Origin of the sequence: Streptomyces sp. NPDC001194 (assembly GCF_042896985.1) — a bacterium.
Classification (GTDB): Bacteria; Actinomycetota; Actinomycetes; order Streptomycetales; family Streptomycetaceae; genus Streptomyces.
The window spans coordinates 364105-382377 of record NZ_JBIAXU010000002.1 but is presented as its reverse complement, the minus strand read 5'-3'; the positions used below and the strand labels follow the sequence as shown (position 1 = coordinate 382377).

General features: G+C 73.3%; 18 protein-coding genes. 10 read left to right on the top strand and 8 right to left on the bottom strand.

Annotated features, from left to right (window positions below; all coding sequences use genetic code 11):
- The first annotated feature begins 143 nt into the window (after positions 1 to 143).
- Entirely contained in the window at positions 144 to 2174 is a 2031-nt protein-coding gene (locus ACFY1T_RS06495; protein WP_390787219.1) for a TerD family protein, read from the top strand.
- Positions 2175 to 2218: 44 nt separating this feature from the next.
- On the opposite strand, the gene npdG is transcribed toward ACFY1T_RS06495, so the two are convergent.
- Positions 2219 to 2947 (bottom strand): NADPH-dependent F420 reductase, encoded by a 729-nt coding sequence (gene npdG / locus ACFY1T_RS06490; RefSeq protein WP_390787218.1) that lies wholly within the window; start codon positions 2945 to 2947, stop codon positions 2219 to 2221.
- A gap of 113 nt (positions 2948 to 3060) precedes the next feature.
- Here npdG and ACFY1T_RS06485 point away from each other — a divergent pair, with 113 nt between their 5' ends.
- Positions 3061 to 3666, top strand: a complete 606-nt coding sequence (locus tag ACFY1T_RS06485) for a hypothetical protein (protein ID WP_390787217.1) — start codon at positions 3061 to 3063, stop codon at positions 3664 to 3666.
- 41 nt (positions 3667 to 3707) lie between these two features.
- Here the strand turns inward: ACFY1T_RS06485 and ACFY1T_RS06480 are convergent, their stop codons facing one another.
- Positions 3708 to 3947: a hypothetical protein gene (locus ACFY1T_RS06480; protein WP_390787216.1), complete on the bottom strand. Its 240-nt coding sequence runs from the start codon at positions 3945 to 3947 to the stop codon at positions 3708 to 3710.
- A 72-nt stretch (positions 3948 to 4019) separates the two neighbouring features.
- Between ACFY1T_RS06480 and map the strand changes: the two genes are divergently transcribed.
- Positions 4020 to 4877, top strand: coding sequence for a type I methionyl aminopeptidase (map, locus tag ACFY1T_RS06475; RefSeq protein ID WP_390787215.1), 858 nt, complete (start codon positions 4020 to 4022; stop codon positions 4875 to 4877).
- A gap of 168 nt (positions 4878 to 5045) precedes the next feature.
- Positions 5046 to 5693 (top strand): heme oxygenase (biliverdin-producing), encoded by a 648-nt coding sequence (locus tag ACFY1T_RS06470; protein ID WP_390787214.1) that lies wholly within the window; start codon positions 5046 to 5048, stop codon positions 5691 to 5693.
- 87 nt (positions 5694 to 5780) lie between these two features.
- On the opposite strand, the gene ACFY1T_RS06465 is transcribed toward ACFY1T_RS06470, so the two are convergent.
- The 4 genes from ACFY1T_RS06465 to ACFY1T_RS06450 all read right to left on the bottom strand — a co-directional run bounded on the left by ACFY1T_RS06465 (position 5781) and on the right by ACFY1T_RS06450 (position 9966).
- The gene (locus ACFY1T_RS06465) at positions 5781 to 6149 is read right to left on the bottom strand and encodes a hypothetical protein (RefSeq protein ID WP_390787213.1); all 369 of its coding nucleotides are present in this window, start codon (positions 6147 to 6149) and stop codon (positions 5781 to 5783) included.
- Positions 6150 to 6219: 70 nt separating this feature from the next.
- A complete protein-coding gene (locus tag ACFY1T_RS06460; RefSeq protein WP_390787212.1) occupies positions 6220 to 6915 on the bottom strand; it encodes a PhzF family phenazine biosynthesis protein in 696 nt (231 codons plus the stop codon).
- A 20-nt stretch (positions 6916 to 6935) separates the two neighbouring features.
- Positions 6936 to 8402: an HtaA domain-containing protein gene (locus ACFY1T_RS06455; RefSeq protein WP_390787211.1), complete on the bottom strand. Its 1467-nt coding sequence runs from the start codon at positions 8400 to 8402 to the stop codon at positions 6936 to 6938.
- Between the two features lie 82 nt (positions 8403 to 8484).
- On the bottom strand, positions 8485 to 9966 hold the full coding sequence (locus ACFY1T_RS06450; protein WP_390787210.1) for an HtaA domain-containing protein: 1482 nt from the start codon (positions 9964 to 9966) through the stop codon (positions 8485 to 8487).
- A 133-nt stretch (positions 9967 to 10099) separates the two neighbouring features.
- Here ACFY1T_RS06450 and ACFY1T_RS06445 point away from each other — a divergent pair, with 133 nt between their 5' ends.
- The 6 genes from ACFY1T_RS06445 (at position 10100) to efeU (ending at position 16760) form a co-directional block, all read left to right on the top strand.
- Positions 10100 to 11143: a hemin ABC transporter substrate-binding protein gene (locus tag ACFY1T_RS06445; protein WP_390787209.1), complete on the top strand. Its 1044-nt coding sequence runs from the start codon at positions 10100 to 10102 to the stop codon at positions 11141 to 11143.
- Between the two features lie 163 nt (positions 11144 to 11306).
- On the top strand, positions 11307 to 12317 hold the full coding sequence (locus tag ACFY1T_RS06440; RefSeq protein WP_390787434.1) for a FecCD family ABC transporter permease: 1011 nt from the start codon (positions 11307 to 11309) through the stop codon (positions 12315 to 12317).
- Entirely contained in the window at positions 12314 to 13216 is a 903-nt protein-coding gene (locus ACFY1T_RS06435; RefSeq protein WP_390787208.1) for a heme ABC transporter ATP-binding protein, read from the top strand. Before ACFY1T_RS06440 ends, ACFY1T_RS06435 begins: the two co-directional genes overlap by 4 nt.
- A gap of 185 nt (positions 13217 to 13401) precedes the next feature.
- On the top strand, positions 13402 to 14547 hold the full coding sequence (efeO, locus tag ACFY1T_RS06430) for an iron uptake system protein EfeO (protein ID WP_390787207.1): 1146 nt from the start codon (positions 13402 to 13404) through the stop codon (positions 14545 to 14547).
- Positions 14548 to 14569: 22 nt separating this feature from the next.
- Positions 14570 to 15886, top strand: a complete 1317-nt coding sequence (gene efeB / locus ACFY1T_RS06425) for an iron uptake transporter deferrochelatase/peroxidase subunit (RefSeq protein WP_390787206.1) — start codon at positions 14570 to 14572, stop codon at positions 15884 to 15886.
- A gap of 25 nt (positions 15887 to 15911) precedes the next feature.
- Positions 15912 to 16760: an iron uptake transporter permease EfeU gene (gene efeU, locus ACFY1T_RS06420; protein ID WP_390787205.1), complete on the top strand. Its 849-nt coding sequence runs from the start codon at positions 15912 to 15914 to the stop codon at positions 16758 to 16760.
- A gap of 82 nt (positions 16761 to 16842) precedes the next feature.
- On the opposite strand, the gene ACFY1T_RS06415 is transcribed toward efeU, so the two are convergent.
- Together ACFY1T_RS06415 and ACFY1T_RS06410 are read right to left on the bottom strand one after the other, a co-directional pair.
- Positions 16843 to 17400 carry a GNAT family N-acetyltransferase gene (locus tag ACFY1T_RS06415; RefSeq protein ID WP_390787204.1) on the bottom strand — a complete coding sequence of 186 codons (558 nt, stop codon included), beginning with the start codon at positions 17398 to 17400 and terminating at the stop codon, positions 16843 to 16845.
- On the bottom strand, positions 17397 to 18254 hold the full coding sequence (locus tag ACFY1T_RS06410; protein WP_390787203.1) for a PhzF family phenazine biosynthesis protein: 858 nt from the start codon (positions 18252 to 18254) through the stop codon (positions 17397 to 17399). Before ACFY1T_RS06410 ends, ACFY1T_RS06415 begins: the two co-directional genes overlap by 4 nt.
- Positions 18255 to 18273: the final 19 nt, after the last annotated feature.

Here is an 18273-nt window from a genome sequence, read left to right as displayed (position 1 = left end):
CGCATTCCGCTTGCGTCCCTCTTTCGGCGTTTCCCGATCTTCCGCGCGGCACGCCGCTACGGTCGCCGGGTAGGGAAGAACGACAGTCCGGCCCGCACGGTCCGCCACGGCCGGAGCCGGGCGAACCGGGGGGACGGACGGACATGCAGGAGATCTCAAAGGGCGCCAACGTCAGCCTGACGGCCCTCAGCGAGGACGCCGGGGCCGTTGTGGTGAGCCTGAGCTGGAGCAGTGTGTCGGGGGCCGGCGACGCCGACGTCTCGGTGCTCCTCCTGGACGCGAACGGCAAGGTCCGCAGCGAGGACGACTTCTACTTCTACAACAACCCGGCCGCCGCCGACGGAAGCGTGCAGCTGCTGGGGAAGACCCCGACCGGGAACGGGGACGAGGACCGGATCGGCGTGGACCTGACCGCCGTGCCCGAGGGGGTCGAGCGGATCGTGGTGGCGGCCAGCCAGTACGGGGGCGCCCGGTTCGGCGACCTGGACGACCTGAGGATGACGGTCGCGGACCGGTCCGGGGAACCGCTGGTCGGTTTCTCCATCCACGACGCGGGCGTGGAGACCGCGTTCATCTTCGGTGAGCTGTACCGACGCGGCGAGGAGTGGAAGTTCCGCGCGGTCGGGCAGGGCTACGAGACCGGACTGGCCGGGCTGGCCACCGATTTCGGCATCGCCGTGAACGAGGAGGCGGAGGGGCCGGAGGGGCCGGAGGAGGCCGGTGACCCGGGCGGGGCGGGCCACGGCGCCGACGCCGTCGCCATGGAGAAGGCACCCGACGCGGAGCCCGAACCGGTCGCCCCGGCCCCGGCCCCGGCGGAGCCCGTCGCCGTGCCCGCCCAGGCCCGCGGCCGGGGTCCCCGTACGACCACGACCAAGAAGAAGGTCACCCTCCCCAAGGTGGCCAAGAGCTCGCTCGCCGAGAACGATTCCTGGCGCCCGGCCCGGCTGTTCCCGGTGCCGACGCTCAAGAGCGACAAGGAGCGGGAGGTGCGGGCCACCTCCGTGCTGCTGTCCGTGATGGCGCAGGTCCCGGAGTTCGGCCGCCGCCTCACCGCCGCGTTCGGCGCCCCCGCCGGACGGATGCAGACCTTCACCGAGGTGTCCCTCCCCCACGGCGACACCCCGCGCCGCCCGGACGGCGTGATCCGGGTCGAACGCGCCGGGAAGCTCTGGACGGCCCTGGTCGAGACGAAGACGAACGGCAACCCGCTCAAGCCGGAGCAGGTGCAGGAGTACATGGACATCGCCACCCGCCGCGGCTACGAGGCCGTGATCACGCTCTCCAACGACGTGGCCCTCGAAGGCGCGCCCATGGTGGACGTCAAGATCGACGGGCGGCGCAAGCACAAGGTCAGCCTCTGGCACCTGTCCTGGGCCGAGGTGGCCCACCAGGCCCAGATGCTGATCCGCCACGAGGGCGTGGGCAACGCCGCGCACGCCTGGCTGCTCCAGGAGCTGCTGGAGTACCTCCGGCACGACCAGTCGGGCTGCCACGGGTTCCAGAACATGGGCGCCGCATGGGTGCCCGTACGCAAGGGGATCGAGGACGAGACCCTCGCCTGCGACGACCCGCGCGCCGTCGAGGTCGTCGAGAGCTGGGAGCGGCTGATCCGCCAGGTCTGCCTGCGCCTGGGCGGGGAGCTCGGGCAGAAGGCGCTCCCGGTGCAGCGCGTGCGGCGCGGCAGCGACCCGCGGGCGCGCCGTGCGGCCGCGGCCGAGAGGCTCTGTCTGGACGGGCGGCTCACCGCGGAGCTGCGCATCGACGGGACGAGCAGCGTCATCGCGGTGACCGCCGATCTGCGGACGGGCAAGGTCCGCACCTGCGTGGACGTGCCGGCGCCGGAGGGCTCGTACCCGCTGACCACGGTGAAGCGGCTGGTCCGGCTGCTGGCCGAGGCCCCGGCGGACCTGCACGTGGAGACCCTCGTCGAGGCCGGGAACGGACCGCGCGGCACGCTGGAGCGGCTGCGCCCCGAGCCGGGCGACCTGCTGCCCAGGGGCGGGGCGGCCCTCACCGGGTTCCGCCTGTCGCTGATCAAGGGCATGGGCAACACCCGCGGCAACACGGAGTCCGGTTTCATCCGCAGCGTCGACGAGGCCGTGGCCCGCTTCCACCAGGGGGTCGTGGCGCACCTGGGCCCGGTCGAGGCGCGCGCCGGCCGCCAGGGCTGACGCGGCCCCCGCGCCCGGCTGCCGCCGGGCGCGGGGCGGCGGGATCAGACGTCCGTGACGCGCAGGCCCGTGTGGGCCTTGTAGCGGCGGTTGGTGGAGATGAGGTTGGCCACCAGGGACTCGACCTGGTGGGCGTTGCGCAGGCGGCCCGCGAAGACTCCGCGCATGCCCGGGATGCGGGCCGCCAGGGCCTGGACGATGTCGGTGTCGGCGCGGACTTCGCCGAGGACCATCACGTCGGTGTCGATCTCCTCGACCGACTCGTCCTGGAGCAGGACCGCCGAGAGGTGGTGGAAGGCCGCCGTCACGCGGGAGTCGGGGAGCAGGGCGGCGGCCTGCTGGGCCGCGCTGCCCTCTTCGACCCGCAGCGCGTAGGCGCCCTGCTTGTCGAAGCCGAGGGGGTTGACGCAGTCGACCACGAGCTTGCCCGCGAGGTCCTCGCGCAGGGCTTCGAGGGTCTTGGCGTGGCCCTCCCACGGCACCGCGATGATGACGATGTCGCTGCGGCGCGCGCACTCGGCGTTGTCCGCGCCCTCCACGCCGAGGCCCAGCTCGTCGGCGGCGCTCTGCGCGCGGTCGGCGGCGCGCGAGCCGATGATCACCTTCTGGCCGGCCCGGGCGAGCCGGTAGGCCAGGCCCCGGCCCTGGTCGCCGGTGCCGCCGAGGACGCCGACGACGAGGCCGGAGACGTCCGGCAGGTCCCACGGGTCCTTGGCCGGTGCCTTCGCCGCTGCCGGGGCGGGCGGATTCTGAGTGCTGTCTGTGGAGGTCATGGGGGCGAGGGTAATGCCGTGATCCCGAGAGGCGAACGGACATGCACCGCCACCATCGGGCGAAGCGGGGCGAAGTCCTCCCGCGGGTCCCTTTCCTGCGGCAGGATGCCGATATGGACGCCGTCAGGGTCGCGCTGCTGCGCGAGGTGCTCGCCGGTACGCAGTGGCCCGGCGACGCGCGCCGCTTCGCCGGGTCGCTGCGGCACTCGGTCGTACCGGCCGGCGGGAACCTGCTGCTGGTGGGGACCGAGCAGTACGAGCCCTGGCACCTGGCGGCGCACCTGGTGGACGAGGCCGCCTGGTCCGGGCTGCCCGAGCTGGCGCCCACCCTCGTACGGCACCGGGTGCGGCCCGGGCAGCCGCCGCACCTGTCGGTGGGACTGGGCCGGCTGGAGGCGGCCCGGCGCGGGCACACGCTGCTGGTGGTGGCCCCGGAGCAGCCCGGGGCGGGGCTGCTGGAGCGGGTGCACGACGCCCGGCGCGCGGGGGCGACCGTACTGTCGCTGCACGGCGGCGTCCCGGACCTCGCCGCGCTCGCGCACGACGCCCTGTCCGTACGGGAGGGCGCCGGCGAGCCGGGCCTGGACACGGTGCAGCACCTGGTCGGCGCGGCGGCCGGGGAGAACGGCCTGCCGGTGCAGCGCGGGCCGCGGCGGCTGCGGGACCGGCTGGCGCGGCTGGCCGACCAGCTGACCGCGCCGCCGCCCGCCCGCTGGTAGCCCGCGGGGCACGGGCCCCGAGGCCCGGCGCCCCTGCGTTCCTACGGCGCGCTCGTGCCCTCGTCCTCTTCGCGGGACTTGTCGTTCCACTTGGGGTCGTTCTGCCATTCGAGGTTGCGTTCCTGCGCCGTCTCCATGGCGTGGTTCGCCTCCTCGGGCGTGGCGTAGGGGCCGAACCGGTCCTTCGCCGGGCAGTCCGGGCCTTCCTCGACCTTGTGGTGGACCAGGCAGTAGTACCACTCGCCGGCTTTGCCCACCTGGCGCTTCTTGAACAGGGCCATCGTCTCCGGGCTCCTCTCGATACCACTCTCTGCCGCCATGCTGCCCCATGCCCGCTGGATACACTCGCATGCATGTCTGGCCAGTCGCTGCTCGTACCAGGCGAGCTCTCTCCCGCCCGTTCCGTTCCCGGAAACATCCGTCGGCCCGAGTACGTGGGCAAGCCCGCGCCCACTCCGTACACCGGACCGGAGGTGCAGTCCGCCGCGACCGTCGAGGCCATGCGCATCGCCGGCCGGATCGCCGCCCAGGCGATGGAAGAGGCCGCCAAGCTGATCGCCCCGGGGGTGACCACCGACGAGCTGGACCGGGTCGCGCACGAGTACATGTGCGACCACGGCGCCTACCCGTCGACGCTGGGCTACCGGGGCTTCCCGAAGTCCCTGTGCTCCTCGGTGAACGAGGTCATCTGTCACGGCATCCCCGACTCCACCGTCCTGCGCGACGGCGACATCGTGAACCTCGACGTCACCGCGTTCATCGGCGGCGTGCACGGTGACAACAACGCCACGTACCTGTGCGGGGAGGTGGACGAGGAGTCGCGGCTGCTGGTGGAGCGCACCCGCGAGGCCCTGAACCGCGCCATCAAGGCCGTCAAGCCGGGCCGCCAGATCAACGTGATCGGCCGGGTCATCGAGTCGTACGCGAAGCGCTTCGGCTACGGCGTGGTCCGGGACTTCACCGGGCACGGCATCAACTCGTCCTTCCACTCCGGCCTGATCATCCCGCACTACGACAGCCCGCACGCCACGACCGTCATCGAGCCCGGGATGACCTTCACGATCGAGCCGATGCTGACCCTGGGCACGCACGAGTACGACATGTGGGCGGACGGCTGGACGGTCGTCACGAAGGACCGCAAGCGCACCGCGCAGTTCGAGCACACACTGGTCGTGACGGACACGGGCGCCGAGATCCTCACCCTTCCGTAGCGGCCCACCGGGAAAAGCTCCTCCCAAAAGTTCTCCGGAGGAGTTTTACCGACAAGGCGTCGGGAAGACATTGACTTAGGTAACCCTAAGCGCGAGGATCGGGCGTGGCGGCCGTGCCGTCACGCCCACCGGGCCCGTTGTTCCTCGTCCCGTCTCCGGAGGATTGTTTTGGACGCCTTCTCTACGGTCATCCGTGTCGCGTCGCACGAGCAGCACACCGAGGCAGAGACCTCGACCTTCATGAGCGACCTGCTCGGCGGCCGGCTCGGGGTGGACGCGTACACGCGCTACACCGAGCAGCTGTGGTTCGTGTACCGGGCCCTGGAGGACGCGGCCGAGTCCCTGAAGGACGACCCGGTGGCGGGCCCGTTCATACAGCCCGAGCTGATGCGCGTGGCCGAGATCGAGCGCGACCTGGCGCACCTGCGCGGCCCGTCCTGGCGCGAGACGCTGGTCGCGCTGCCCGCCACCGAGTCCTACGCGGACCGCGTGGCCGAGTGCGCGGCCACCTGGCCCGGCGGGTACGTCGCCCACCACTACACGCGGTACCTGGGGGACCTCTCGGGCGGCCAGATCATCCGCGACAAGGCGGAGCGGACCTGGGGCTTCACCCGCAAGGGTGACGGCGTGCGGTTCTACGTCTTCGCCGAGATCGCCAACCCCGCGGCCTTCAAGCGGACCTACCGCGAGCTGCTGGACGCGATCGCCGCGGACGACCTGGAGAAGCAGCGCATCATCGACGAGTGCAAGCGCGCCTTCGACTTCAACGGCGCGGTCTTCCGGGAGCTGGGCGCGGAGTTCCCGCTGAGCGCCTGAGCATCCCCGTCCGCGGGCGACGCGTCCGCGGACGACGCGGCACCCCCGGCACCGAGCCGCGCCGGGGGTGCCGTCGCCGTTTCGCCGTCAGTCGCCGTGGATCAGCCAGAGGGCCAGGCCGAGGAACATGAGCACGGCCTCGACGGCCTTGGCGCAGAAGAGGGCCAGTCCGGCGCCGATGCTGCCCGCCACAATGCGGTTCGTACGCTGCGCCGGGGTCCGGGGCCGTCGCCAGGCGAGGGCCGCCAGGCCCAGCGGGATCAGGTACGGGAGGGAGAACCAGAGCGGGCAGCGCGGCAGGTACGAGGAGGCGTAGCCGAGGCCCCCGGCCACGAGCGTCAGCGCCGTGAAGAGCGCCGGGACCAGCAGCCACCGCTGCGTCTCGTCGGGGTGCGGGTACGTCTGCGGCTGCGGCTGCGGCTGCCGGGGCCAGCCTGCGCTCGATGGCGTGTTCATGCAGCCATGGAACCGCTGCACGCCGCCGCGACCCCAGCGCCGAGGTACTCAATCGGGCGTGCGCACCTACTCAGTTCGCGTCCGCTCGGTGCGCCTGCTCGGTGCGCGGCGGCGGGAGCTTCGCGAAGCGGACGCGGCCGCCGATCTCGACGGTGCCGTCCGGTCCGGGTGCGGTGAGGATCTGGGAGCCCGCGCCCTGGGTGATGTTCAGGGCCCGGTTCAGCTCGGCGGTCAGCAGTATCGCGGCCGATCCGGTGGCCTCGTCCTCGGCGATGACCCCGTCGGGGCGGCGCGGGAAACCGCGGGCCCGGATGCGGCCCGCCGTCTCGTCCTCCCAGGCCCAGGCGTACAGCCAGCCCTCGCCGGGCGGCGGCGCGGGCAGCGCGTCGACCTCTGCGGGGCTCGCGTACTGCCGGGTGCGCTTACCCTCGACCCACTCGGGGAGGGCCGTGATCCAGGTGAACTCCCCGTCGTCACGCGCCCATACGGAGCCGGCCGGCGGCTGGAGCTCCTCGATGTCCAGCAGCCAGGCGACCCCGACCAGCGGATGGCCGGCGAAGGACATCCGCGTGCCGGGGGTGCGGATGTCGACGACCCCGCGCTCGGGGTCGTCGACGAACACCGTCTCGCTGTAGCCGAGTTCGGCGGCCAGCGCCTGCCGCGACGCGTCGTCGGGGCAGGTCCGGCCGTCACGGACGACGCCGAGCAGGTTGCCGTGCCGTCCGTCACCCGCACAGAAGACCTTGAGTACATCGAGATCGTTCACGCGGGAAATTGAAACACGGTTCAGATCTGGGCCGCGCGCCGCCTGCGGGCGAGGAAGACGGCTCCGGCACCGGCGGCGACGACCGCGCCGGAGGTGGCGAGCAGCGCTCCGGCCGGGATTTCGGCGCCGGTGCTGGCGAGGTTGCCGCCGACGCTGCCGCCACCGCCCACGGTGCCGCCCGTGCCGCCGGTCCCGCCGGTCCCGCCGGTGGAGGTGGGCGTGGTGGTGGGCGCCGTGGTGGGGATCACCACGTCCTTGTCGACGGAGACCGCGAGGGTCACGGGGTCGGTCGGCTTGCCCTCGGCGTAGTCCGGGCTCGGGGCGCCGATCGCGGCCGCGCCCTCGGCGGTGAAGGCGGCCGGGACGGCGTTCAGCGTGAGCAGGCCGCCCGAGGTCCGGTACTCGGCCTTCGACAGGTCGAGCGTGGCGAACGGGACGTTCACCTTGGTGGCGGTGGGCGACGTGACGTCCAGGACGAGGGTGCCCTTCTTGCCCTCGGCGTTGACGCGGACGTTGGCGAAGGTCATGTCGACGCCGTGGTCGGCGCGCTGGAAGCGCAGGCTGCCCGCGAAGGTGGCGCTCAGCTTCTGCTTCTTGACGTCGAGCTCGCCCTTGCCGAGGGGGAAGGCGAAGGTGTCGCCGCTCGCGACGGCCCCGCCCGCCGGGGTGACCGAGCCGCCGCCCTTCACCACGTACGAGCGGAAACCTTCCTTCACGCCCCAGGTGAGCCGGCCGCCGAGGAGCTGCTGCGGGCCGTCGGCCGCGGGGGAGCTCGTGCCCTGCGAGGGGGTCGCGGAGTTCGACGGACCCGAGGGGGTCGGGGACGGGGAGGCGGAGGCGGAAGACGAAGGCGAGGGGGTCACGGACGGGGACGGGGAGGGGGACGGCTGTCCGAACTGCAGGGCGGCCGTGAGCGGGTCGCCGGCCAGACCGGCGTACTTGTCCGAACCGAGCTGGTCCGCCGCCTCCTTGGTGAGGGTGGTGCCGAGCTTGTCCATGGACTGCCCGGCGAAGGCCACGTCGGCCATGGGGACGTTCGGGGTGAGGGTGCCGTTCTTGGTGACGTCGGCCGTCAGCTTCTTCGTGCCCGTGTCGAAGCGGAGGTTGGCGAGGGTCAGCTTGAAGCCGTGCATGGGGGCGTCGAAGGTGACGCTGCCCTTGAAGGCGGCGGTCACGACGTGCCCTCCGTCCTTGCCGTACTGGCCGGTCGCCGAGGTGAAGCGGAAGGTGCCGTCGGCGTTCAGGGCGGCCCCGTCCGCCGGGGTGATCGTGCCCTTGGCGATGTTCAGGACGTACGAGCGGTAGCTCGCCAGGACCCCCCAGTCGAGGGTGCCGTTCACGATCGGCATCGGCGCGGAGGCGACGGCCGCGGAGGCCTGCCCGCCGCCCGGCGCCGTCGCGGGCAGGACGAAGGCGGTGGCGCCGAGTGCGGCTGCCGTGGCGACGGCCGCGGCGAGTGCGAGCGAGCGGCGGTGGGACGAGGACATGCGAGGGCCTCCTGGAAGGCGACGGGGGTGAGGGTCGGGACGGGGGTGAGGTGAGGCGAGGCGAGGTGGGAGCGGGAGCGGGTCAGGGCTGGGACGTCGGCGGCGTGTCCGCGGCCCCCGCGGCCTCCGTGGCTTCCGCACGCTCCGCGGCTCCCGCGGCCTCCGCAGGCTCCGCGGCTCCCGCCGCCGCGGCGCGGTTGCGGCGCCGGAGGAGGAAGGCGGCGCCGGCGGCCAGGAGCAGGACGGCCACTCCGAGGGCGGCGTACAGGCCGGTGTTCGAGGACTCCCCGGCCTTCGCCGCGGGGGCGGGCGACGGGCCGGAGGCCGCCGGTGAAGCGGGCGGGGCCGTCGAGCCCAGATCGGGCAGGGCCGGCAGTTTCGCGGTGGCGTCCAGCGCGACGGAGAGCGAGACGGGGTCCATCTCGGTGCCGGCTTTGTACATCGAGTCGAAGGCCTGCGCACCGCCCTCGGTGAGCGTGGCGGGGGCCTCGGTGAGCGTGGCGAGTGACCCCTCGGTCTTCAGCCCCTCGGCGTCGAACTCGACGAGCGCGACCGCGCTCTTCGTCTCGGTGCCGGTGGTGACGTCGGCGGACAGGACGCCCTTGCCGTTCTCGACCTTGACGCTCACCTTGCCGAGCTTCAGGTCCAGATGGGCGCCGGTGAAGTGGACGGTGCCGGCGAAAGCGGCGTCAAGTGCCCCCTTCCGGCCGTCGTACGCGCCCTTGCCCTGCGGGAAGCGGAACAGCGCGCCGCCGTCCCGGGCCCCCTCGGCGAGGGTCCACTTGCCCTGGCCGACGGAGCCGGTGACGTACTCGCGGAACGTACGCCGCACGCCCCAGTCGACGGCGGCGTCGGCGAACGCCCCCTGGGGGGCCTGCGGATCCTGCGAGGGCTGGGCCGACGCGCTCGGGGAGGGCGCGGTCCCGGCGGCCGGGGCCTTGACGTCCGCGGAGAGCGAGACCGGGTCGAGCTGCGCGCCCGCCGAGTAGTAGCCGGCGAAGGCCCTGGCGCCCTGCTCGGTGAGGGTGGCCGGGATGCCCGTCAGGGCGATCGGACTGCCGCCGCCCTTCATGTCGACCCCGCCGAGGCCGAGCGTGGCGAAGGGGACCTGGATCTGGGTGGTGACCGCACCGGTGTCCTTGGCCTTGCTGGAGACGTCCGCGTACAGCGTGCCGCGGCCGCCGTCGATCTTGACGGTGGGGCGGCTGACCGTCAGGTCCAGCTCGTACGTGCCGTCCGGCTTCTGGTGGCCCTGGAAGCCGACGCCGCCGCTGAACGCCGCCTCGAACGCGCCGGAGTCCGGGTCGTAGGAGCCGGTGGCCGAATGGAAGCGGAACAGGCTGCCGCCGACCGTGGCGGCTCCGTTCTTCAGCTTGAAAGCGCCTTTCGCGACGGGACCGGTGACATAACTCTGGAACGACGACTTGATGCCCCAGTCGAGCCTGCCCCCCTGCACGGTGCGGCCGGCCGCATGGGCCGCGGTGGCTGGGAACAGGGCGCCGAGCAAGGCCGCCAGGGTCGCCAACAGGGCGACTGCCGACGCGCGGGCGGGTCTTGCGGGCATGTTGTCCCCTCCCAGGGCTGGTTAATAAGGTTAGGCTAACCTAAGCTACCTCCAGTCAGAGGGGAACCCCCGGTTCCCCGGAACCTCAACACGACAGCCGGACGAACAGCCGGACGATCAGGACGGTGCCTTCGTGTCCACGCCCGCCGCGTCAACCCGCTTCCTCCGCCGCGCCCTTGCCCTTGCGGTCGCCTTCTCCGCACTGGCCCTGGCCACCCTGACGGGCTGCGGGGGCACCTCCGCCACCGGCGCCGGACCCGGCACCGCCGCCCGCCCGGCCGCCGCGCCCGACCGGGTGGAGCCACTGGCCCCGGCGCCGCTGCCCGCCCTCCCGGTCACCGCGGCCTCGGCGGACGGCCGCCAGGTGACGGTGGCGGCGGCGGACCGGATCGTCCCGCTGAGCGGCAGCCTGAACGAGATCGTCCAGACCCTGGGCCTGGGCCCGCAGGTCGTCGCCCGCGACATCACGGCCACCTTCGAACAGGCCGCGCAGCTGCCGGTGGTGACCCGGGGCCATGACGTCTCGGCGGAGAGCGTGCTGTCGCTGCGCCCCACGCTGGTGCTGGCCGAGACCACCTCCGGCCCGGCCGAGGCGATCCGGCAGATCCGCGACGCGGGCATCCCCCTGCTGGTCGTCGCCCCGGCCAAATCGCTGGACGACGTACCGAAGCGGATCGAGACGGTCGCCGCCGCGCTGGGCGTCAAGGACGCGGGCGCCCGGCTGAACGAGCGCACCGCCGAGCGGATCGCCGCCGCCCGCAAGGCAATCCCCGCCTCCGCGGCCTCCGGTAAGAAGCCCCGGGTGGCCTTCCTCTACCTGCGCGGCACCGCCTCCGTGTACCTGCTGGGCGGCTCGGACTCGGGAGCGGCCTCGCTGCTCGAAGCGGCCGGCGCGGTGGACACGGGCAAGGAGTCGGGGCTCGGCAAGGACTTCACCCCGATCACGAGCGAGGCGCTGGCGGCCGCCGCGCCCGATGCCGTCCTCGTCATGTCCAAGGGGCTGGAGTCCGTGGGCGGTACGGACGGCCTCGTGAAGATCCCGGGCGTCGCCCAGACCCCGGCGGGGATGGACCGGCGCGTGGTCACCGTCGACGACGGGGTCCTGCTGAACTACGGTCCGCGCACCGACCAGGTGCTGAGCTCGCTGATCTCCCAGCTGTACGGAAAGACGGCGTGACGTGACGGAACAGGAATCGGGCGCGGTCACCCTGCCCGGGGCCGGCCCCCGAACGCCCGCGCCCGCGACGCCGACCGGTCCGGCAGCGCCGACCGGACAGAACGCGCCGACCGGGCAGGACGCGCCCACGAAGGCCGGGGCGCCCGGGGCCCGGACCGGGGCCGTGCTCATCGCGGTGCTCCTCGTCGTGCTCGCGGGCCTGGCCCTGGTCTCCGCCGGGGTCGGGGCCTACGGGATCCCCGTCGCCGACGTGCTCGGCTCGGCGCAGCACCGGCTCGGGCTCGGCGGGGCCACCCTCGACCGGGTCGGCGAGAGCGTGCTGTGGAACGTACGGCTCCCCCGGATCGTGCTCGCGCTGCTCGTCGGCTCCAGCCTGGGCTGCGCGGGGGCCCTGATGCAGGGGGTGTTCGGGAACCCGCTCGCCGAGCCCGGCGTCATCGGGATCTCCGCGGGCGCGGCCGTCGGCGCGGTGGCCGCCATCGGGCTCGGCCTCAGCTTCTTCGGCAACTGGACCATCACCGCCTGCGCGTTCGCCGCCGGACTGATCACCGTCGGCTCCGTCTACCTCCTCTCCCGCAACGGCGGCAGGACCGAGGTCGTCACGCTCATCCTCACCGGCATCGCCGTCAACGCCTTCGCCGGCGCCCTGATCGGCCTGTTCGTCTTCTTCGCGGACAGCGGCCAGGTCAACCAGATCACCTTCTGGCAGCTCGGCTCCCTCGCCCAGGCCACCTGGCCCAAGGTGCTCGCCGTCCTGCCCTGCGCGCTCGCCGGCCTGCTGATCGCCCCCTTCCACGCCCGCAAGCTGGACCTGCTCTCCCTCGGCGAACGCCCCGCCCGCCACCTCGGGGTGGACGTGGAGCGGCTGCGCCTCGCGCTCATCCTCGTCGTCGCGCTGCTCACCGCGGCCGCCGTGGCCGTGGCCGGCATCATCACCTTCGTCGGGCTGCTCGTCCCGCACCTGCTGCGCATGGTGAACGGGCCCGGGCACCGATTCCTGGTCCCCGGCAGCGCGCTGGCCGGAGCCGTGGTCCTGCTCGCGGGCGATCTGGCCGCGCGGACCATCGCCAGGCCCGCCGAGCTGCCGCTCGGGGTGCTGACCGCGCTGATCGGCAGCCCCTTCTTCTTCTGGCTGCTGCGCCGCACCCGCCGCAAGCAGGGGGGCTGGGCATGAGCATCCCGTTCCTGCGGCGCGGCAGGCGCGGCATCCCCGCCCGGCCGGCCCCCGGCACCGCCTTCGCCGAAGCGGTCGGCCTGCGCGTCCGGCTCGGCGAGCGCGAGGTGCTGGCCGGGATCGACCTGAGCGCCCGGGCCGGCGAGGTCCTGGCCCTGGTCGGCCCGAACGGCGCCGGCAAGTCCACGCTGCTGGCCGCCCTGTCGGCGGACCTGCCCGCCGCCGGGGGGATCGTACGGATCGACGGGCGGCCGGTGGGCGACTGGGCGGCCCCCGATCTGGCCCTGCGCCGGTCCGTGCTCCCCCAGTCGGCGCAGATGTCCTTCCCGTTCCCCGTCGCGGACGTCGTACGGATGGGCCGCGCCCCCTGGGCCGGCACCCCGCTCGCCGACTCCGACGAGGAGGCGGTGGCCGCCGCGATGGCCGCCACGGAGGTGGCCGGCTTCGCCGCCCGCCCCTTCTCGGCGCTCTCCGGCGGTGAACGCGCCCGGGTCGCGCTGGCCCGCGTACTGGCCCAGCGGGCCCCGCTGCTGCTGCTCGACGAACCCACCGCGGCCCTGGACCTGCGCCACCAGGAGCTGGTGCTGCGGATCTGCCGGGAGCGGGCCGCGGCCGGGGACGCGGTCGTCGTCGTCCTGCACGACCTGGGCCTGGCCGCCGCGTACGCCGACCGGGCCGCCGTGCTGCACGACGGGCGGATCGCGGCGGACGGACCGCCGGCCGGGGTGTTCGAGGGCGAGCTGCTGAGCCGGGTCTACCGCCAGCCGGTGGAAGTGCTGCCCCATCCGCGCACCGGGATTCCGCTCGTGGTCCCCGTACGGGACGGCGAGCGGGACCCCGCGCGGGCCGGGGACCGTTCCGCCATGCGGAACGACCACCCCGGCTTGACCTCCGCTTGACCCTCTCATGGGTTGGCCCTGGAGACCCCGTGACGGCCCCGTGTCCGGCGGCCCGCTGTGTGCGCTGAATCACTGGACGTGCGGGTATGAGTCAGGTAAGCCTCGGTTAAGTTAGGTCCGCCTCACCGGCCGCCCTTCCCGATCGGGGCGGCCGTCTGCCGAACGCCAGACAGCCAGGAGCCCGCATGCGTCCCGCCCGCCTCACCGTCCTCACCGCGGTCGCCGCCGTGGCCGCGCTCACCGCAGTCACCGGCTGCGCGGAGAAGAGCACCGGCGGCGACGGCACGATCAAGGTCGCGGCTTCCGACACCGCCTGCGAGCTCTCCAAGACCGAGTTCCCGGCCGGCAAGGTCTCCATCGAGGTCGAGAACAAGGGCTCCAAGGTCACCGAGCTGTACGTCCTCTTCCCGGACGACCGGATCGTCGCCGAGCGGGAGAACATCGGCCCCGGCACCAAGGCGACCATCACCGCCGAGATCAAGGCCGGCGACTACGAGTTCGCCTGCAAGCCCGGCATGAAGGGCGACGGCATCCGCCAGAAGGTCAAGGCCACCGGCGGCGCCGCCGAGAAGCGCAGCCCCGAGCTGGACGCCGCGGTCGCCGAGTACCGCAAGTACGTGCAGGCGCAGGCCGACGAGACCCTCCCCAAGGCGCAGGCCTTCGCGGACGCGGTCAAGGCCGGTGACCTGGAGGCCGCCAAGAAGGCGTACGCCGCGTCCCGCATCGGCTGGGAGCGCACCGAGCCGGTCGCCGAGTCCTTCGGCGACATCGACCCGAAGGTCGACGTCCGCGAGGACGGCCTGGAGGCCGGCCAGGACCCGGCCAAGGACTGGACAGGCTGGCACCGCCTGGAGAAGGCCCTGTTCGCCGACAAGAAGATCGGCGACGACGAGAAGAAGCTCGCCGACCAGCTGATGACCGACCTCACCGACTGGCAGAAGAAGGTCGGCCAGGCGGAGATCACCCCCACCTCGATGGCCAACGGTGCCAAGGAGCTGCTGGACGAGGTCGCCAGCGGCAAGGTCACCGGTGAGGAAGAGCGCTACAGCCACACCGACCTGGTCGACTTCAAGGCCAACGTCGAGGGCGCCGAGAAGGCCTACGAGCTGCTGAAGCCGGTCGCCGCGAAGAACGACCCGGCCCTCTCCGCCGAGCTGGACAAGCAGTTCGCCGCGATGAACACGCTGCTCGACAAGTACCGCGCCGACAAGAACGGCTACGACTTCACCGCCTACGACACGGTCGGCCAGGACCAGCGCAAGGAGCTCTCGGACGCTGTCAGCGCCCTCGGTGAGCCGCTCTCCAAGCTCGCCGCCGCCGTCGCCAAGTAACGCGTGATCAGGGGTACGGACCATGTCTGACGACACCAGCACCACCGGCTCGGGCGCCGAGGCCGCCGAGCCGGCCGACTCCGCCGCCTCCGCCGCGTCCGCCGCGGGCGGGCCGTCGCGCCGGTCCGTGCTCGGCTGGGGCGGTGCCGGGCTCGCGCTCGGCGCCGCCGCGGCGGGCGGCACCGTCGCCGCGCTGACCGGTGACGGCGATCCCGTCCCGGCCGCGCTCAGCGGCTCCTCGGTGCCCTTCCACGGCACCCACCAGGCCGGCATCGCCTCCGCCGTCCAGGACCGGCTGCACTTCGCCGCGTTCGACGTGAAGACGAAGGACCGCGCCGAGCTCGTCCGGCTCCTCAAGGACTGGACGCGGGCGGCCGAGCGGATGACCGCCGGGCTCCCCGTCGGCGAGGGCGCCGTCGGCGGCCTCCCCGAGGCCCCGCCGGACGACACCGGCGAGGCCCTCGGCCTCAAGCCGTCCCGGCTGACGCTCACCGTCGGCTTCGGCGCCTCGCTCTTCGCCAAGGACCGGTTCGGCCTGGAGGGCAGGCGCCCCGAGGCCCTGGTCGACCTGGAGCAGTTCCCCGGCGACAACCTCGACCCCGCCAAGAGCGGCGGCGACCTCTGCGTGCAGGCCTGCGCGGACGACCCGCAGGTCGCGGTGCACGCGATCCGCCAGCTCGCCCGCATCGGCTTCGGCAAGGTCGCGGTGCGCTGGTCGCAGCTCGGCTTCGGCAAGACCTCGTCCACCACCCCGGACGAGCAGACCCCGCGCAACATGATGGGCTTCAAGGACGGCACCCGGAACATCGCGGGCACCGACGGGGCCGCCCTCGACAAGTTCGTCTGGGTCGGGGACGAGGCCAAGGACGGCTCGGCGTGGATGGCCGGCGGCTCGTACCTGGTCGCCCGCCGGATCCGCATGCACATCGAGACCTGGGACCGCACTCCGCTCCAGGAGCAGGAGGACATCTTCGGCCGGGACAAGGGCGAGGGCGCTCCGGTCGGGAAGTCGAAGGAGCGCGACGAGCCGTTCCTGAAGGCGATGAAGCCGCAGGCGCACGTGCGCCTCGCGCACCCGGACACCAACAGCGGTGCCACGATCCTGCGGCGCGGCTATTCCTTCACCGACGGATCGGACGGGCTGGGCCGCCTCGACGCGGGCCTGTTCTTCCTCGCCTACCAGCGCGACGTCCGCAAGGGCTTCATCCCGATCCAGCGCAACCTCTCCAAGAACGACGGGCTCAACGAGTACATCCAGCACGTGAGCTCGGCCCTCTTCGCCATCCCGCCGGGCGTCCGCGACAAGGACGACTGGTGGGGCCGGGCGCTGTTCGCGTAGTTCCGCGGACTCGAAAGGAACCGACGTGTTCAGCAACTATCTGATCGGCCTGCGCGAGGGGCTGGAGGCCAGCCTGGTCGTCTGCATCCTCATCGCGTACCTGGTGAAGACCGGGAACAAGGACAAGCTGGGTCCGCTGTGGCTCGGCGTCGGCCTCGCGGCCGCGCTCAGCCTGGCCTTCGGCGCGGGGCTCGAGTTCGGCACCTCGGAGCTGACCTTCCAGGCGCAGGAGGCGATCGGCGGCAGCCTGTCGATCGTCTCGGTGGGCCTGGTGACGTGGATGGTCTTCTGGATGAAGCGCACCGCGCGGCACATGAAGGCCGAGCTGCAGGACAAGCTCGACGCGGCCCTCGCGATGGGCACGGGCGCCCTGGTGACCACGGCGTTCCTGGCCGTCGGCCGGGAGGGCCTGGAGACCTCGCTGTTCGTGTGGCGGTCGGTGCACGCGGCCGGTGACGGCGCGGGTCCGCTGGTGGGCGTGCTGCTCGGCATCGGATCGTCGATCCTGCTGGGCTGGCTGTTCTACCGCGGCGCACTGAAGATCAACCTGTCCAGGTTCTTCACGTGGACCGGCGGCATGCTGGTCGTGGTCGCCGCGGGCGTGCTCGCGTACGGGGTGCACGACCTCCAGGAGGCCGAGTTCCTGCCGGGCCTGATGAACAAGGCCTTCGACATCACCACGGCCGTCCCGCCGGACAGCTGGTACGGGACCCTGCTGAAGGGCACGTTCAACTTCCAGCCGGACCCGACCTGGCTCCAGGTCGGCGTGTGGGTGGCCTACCTGGTTCCGACGCTGCTGCTGTTCTTCGGCGTGTTCGCCCGTACGAAGGCGCCGGCGCCGGCCGCGCCCGCGCGGACCGGGAGCGGCTCGTAGGGCTGCGGCCCGCACGGCGTGCGGAAGGGGCCCGGATCATCTCGATCCGGGCCCCTTCCGCACGTCCGGGTCCGAGTCCGGGTCACCACAGCCTGTCGACGAGCCCCGGGTACAGGGCGATCCGCGCACCCGTGAACGCGGCGGCCTCGGTGTCCGTTCCGGGGAAGTCGGCCAGGACCTCCTTGGCGAAACCGGGCGCGTCCGTGGCCAGCGGCTGACCGGGCGTCCCGCCGAGCAGCACGGTCCCGGGCAGCCGGGTGAAGCCGGCCGCCTCGTAGAAGGGGACGAGCGGCCGGTCGCAGCTGAACAGGACGAGGTCCACCGCGGGATCGGCGGCCAGGGCCGTACGGGCCGCCGCCACCAGCCGCCCGCCGTACCCGCGCCCCCGCGCGGTGTCCCGGGTCACCACGGCGCTGAGCCCGGCGGCCCGGTACGTCCGCCCGCCGTGCCGGACCGGCTTGAACAGCAGTGCGAGGGAGGCGGCCACCGTGCCCTCCTCGTCGACGAGCACCATCACCCGCGGGGCCAGCGCCGGGTCGTGCCCGGGCGCGGCGCCGGGCCAGGCCTGTGCCTCCAGGCTCGCGACCTGCGCCGCGAGGTCCGGCGGCAGCTCGGCTTCCGCGTACGTCCGCACCCTCATCCGATGCGGACCGCGCTCCCGCCCACCCGGATCCGGGCGTCGCCCGGGCGCAGTTCCACCGTCAGGACGCCCGGGCGTCCCATGTCCCGGCCCTGGTGGAGGGTGAGGACGGCGGCCTCGGGGGCCAGGCCGAGTTCGCGCGCGTACGCGCCGAAGGCGGCCGCGGCGGCTCCGGTCGCGGGGTCCTCGACGACGCCGCCGACCGGGAAGGGGTCCCGTACGTCGTACAGCGCCGGGCCCGTGCGGTGCACCAGCTGGACCGTGGTCAGGTCCAGGCGCCGCATCAGCGCCTCCAGCCGGGGGAAGTCGTAGGCGAGGTCCGCGAGACGTGCCCGGGTGGCGGCGCCGAGCACCAGGTGGCGGGCTCCGGCGTAGGCGATGCGGGGCGGGATGCCCGGGTCCAGATCGGCCTCCGGCCAGTCCAGCGCGGCCAGCGCCTCGGCGAGGTCGGCCGGGTCGACGTCCTCGACGTACGGCTCGACGCTGGTCAGCACGGCCCGCAGGCCCCCGTCCGCCGCGGTGACCGAGACGGGCACGGTACCGGCCGGGGTGGCGAACACCAGCTCGCCCGGGCCGATCCGCTCCGCCAGCGCCACGGCGGTGGCCACGGTGGCGTGCCCGCAGAAGGGCACTTCCGCCTTGGGGCTGAAGTACCGCACGGTGAAGGACCTGCCCTCCGCGCCGCCGTGGCCCTCGGGCGGGGCGGTCAGGAAGGCCGTCTCGCTGTAGCCCAGGCCGGCGGCGATCCGGAGCATGCCGGCCTCGTCCAGTCCGCTCGCGTCGAGCACGACCCCGGCGGGGTTGCCACCGGCCGGGTCGTCCGAGAAGGCGGTGTAACGCAGTACCTCAGTCATGATCGTCCCAACTCCCGGG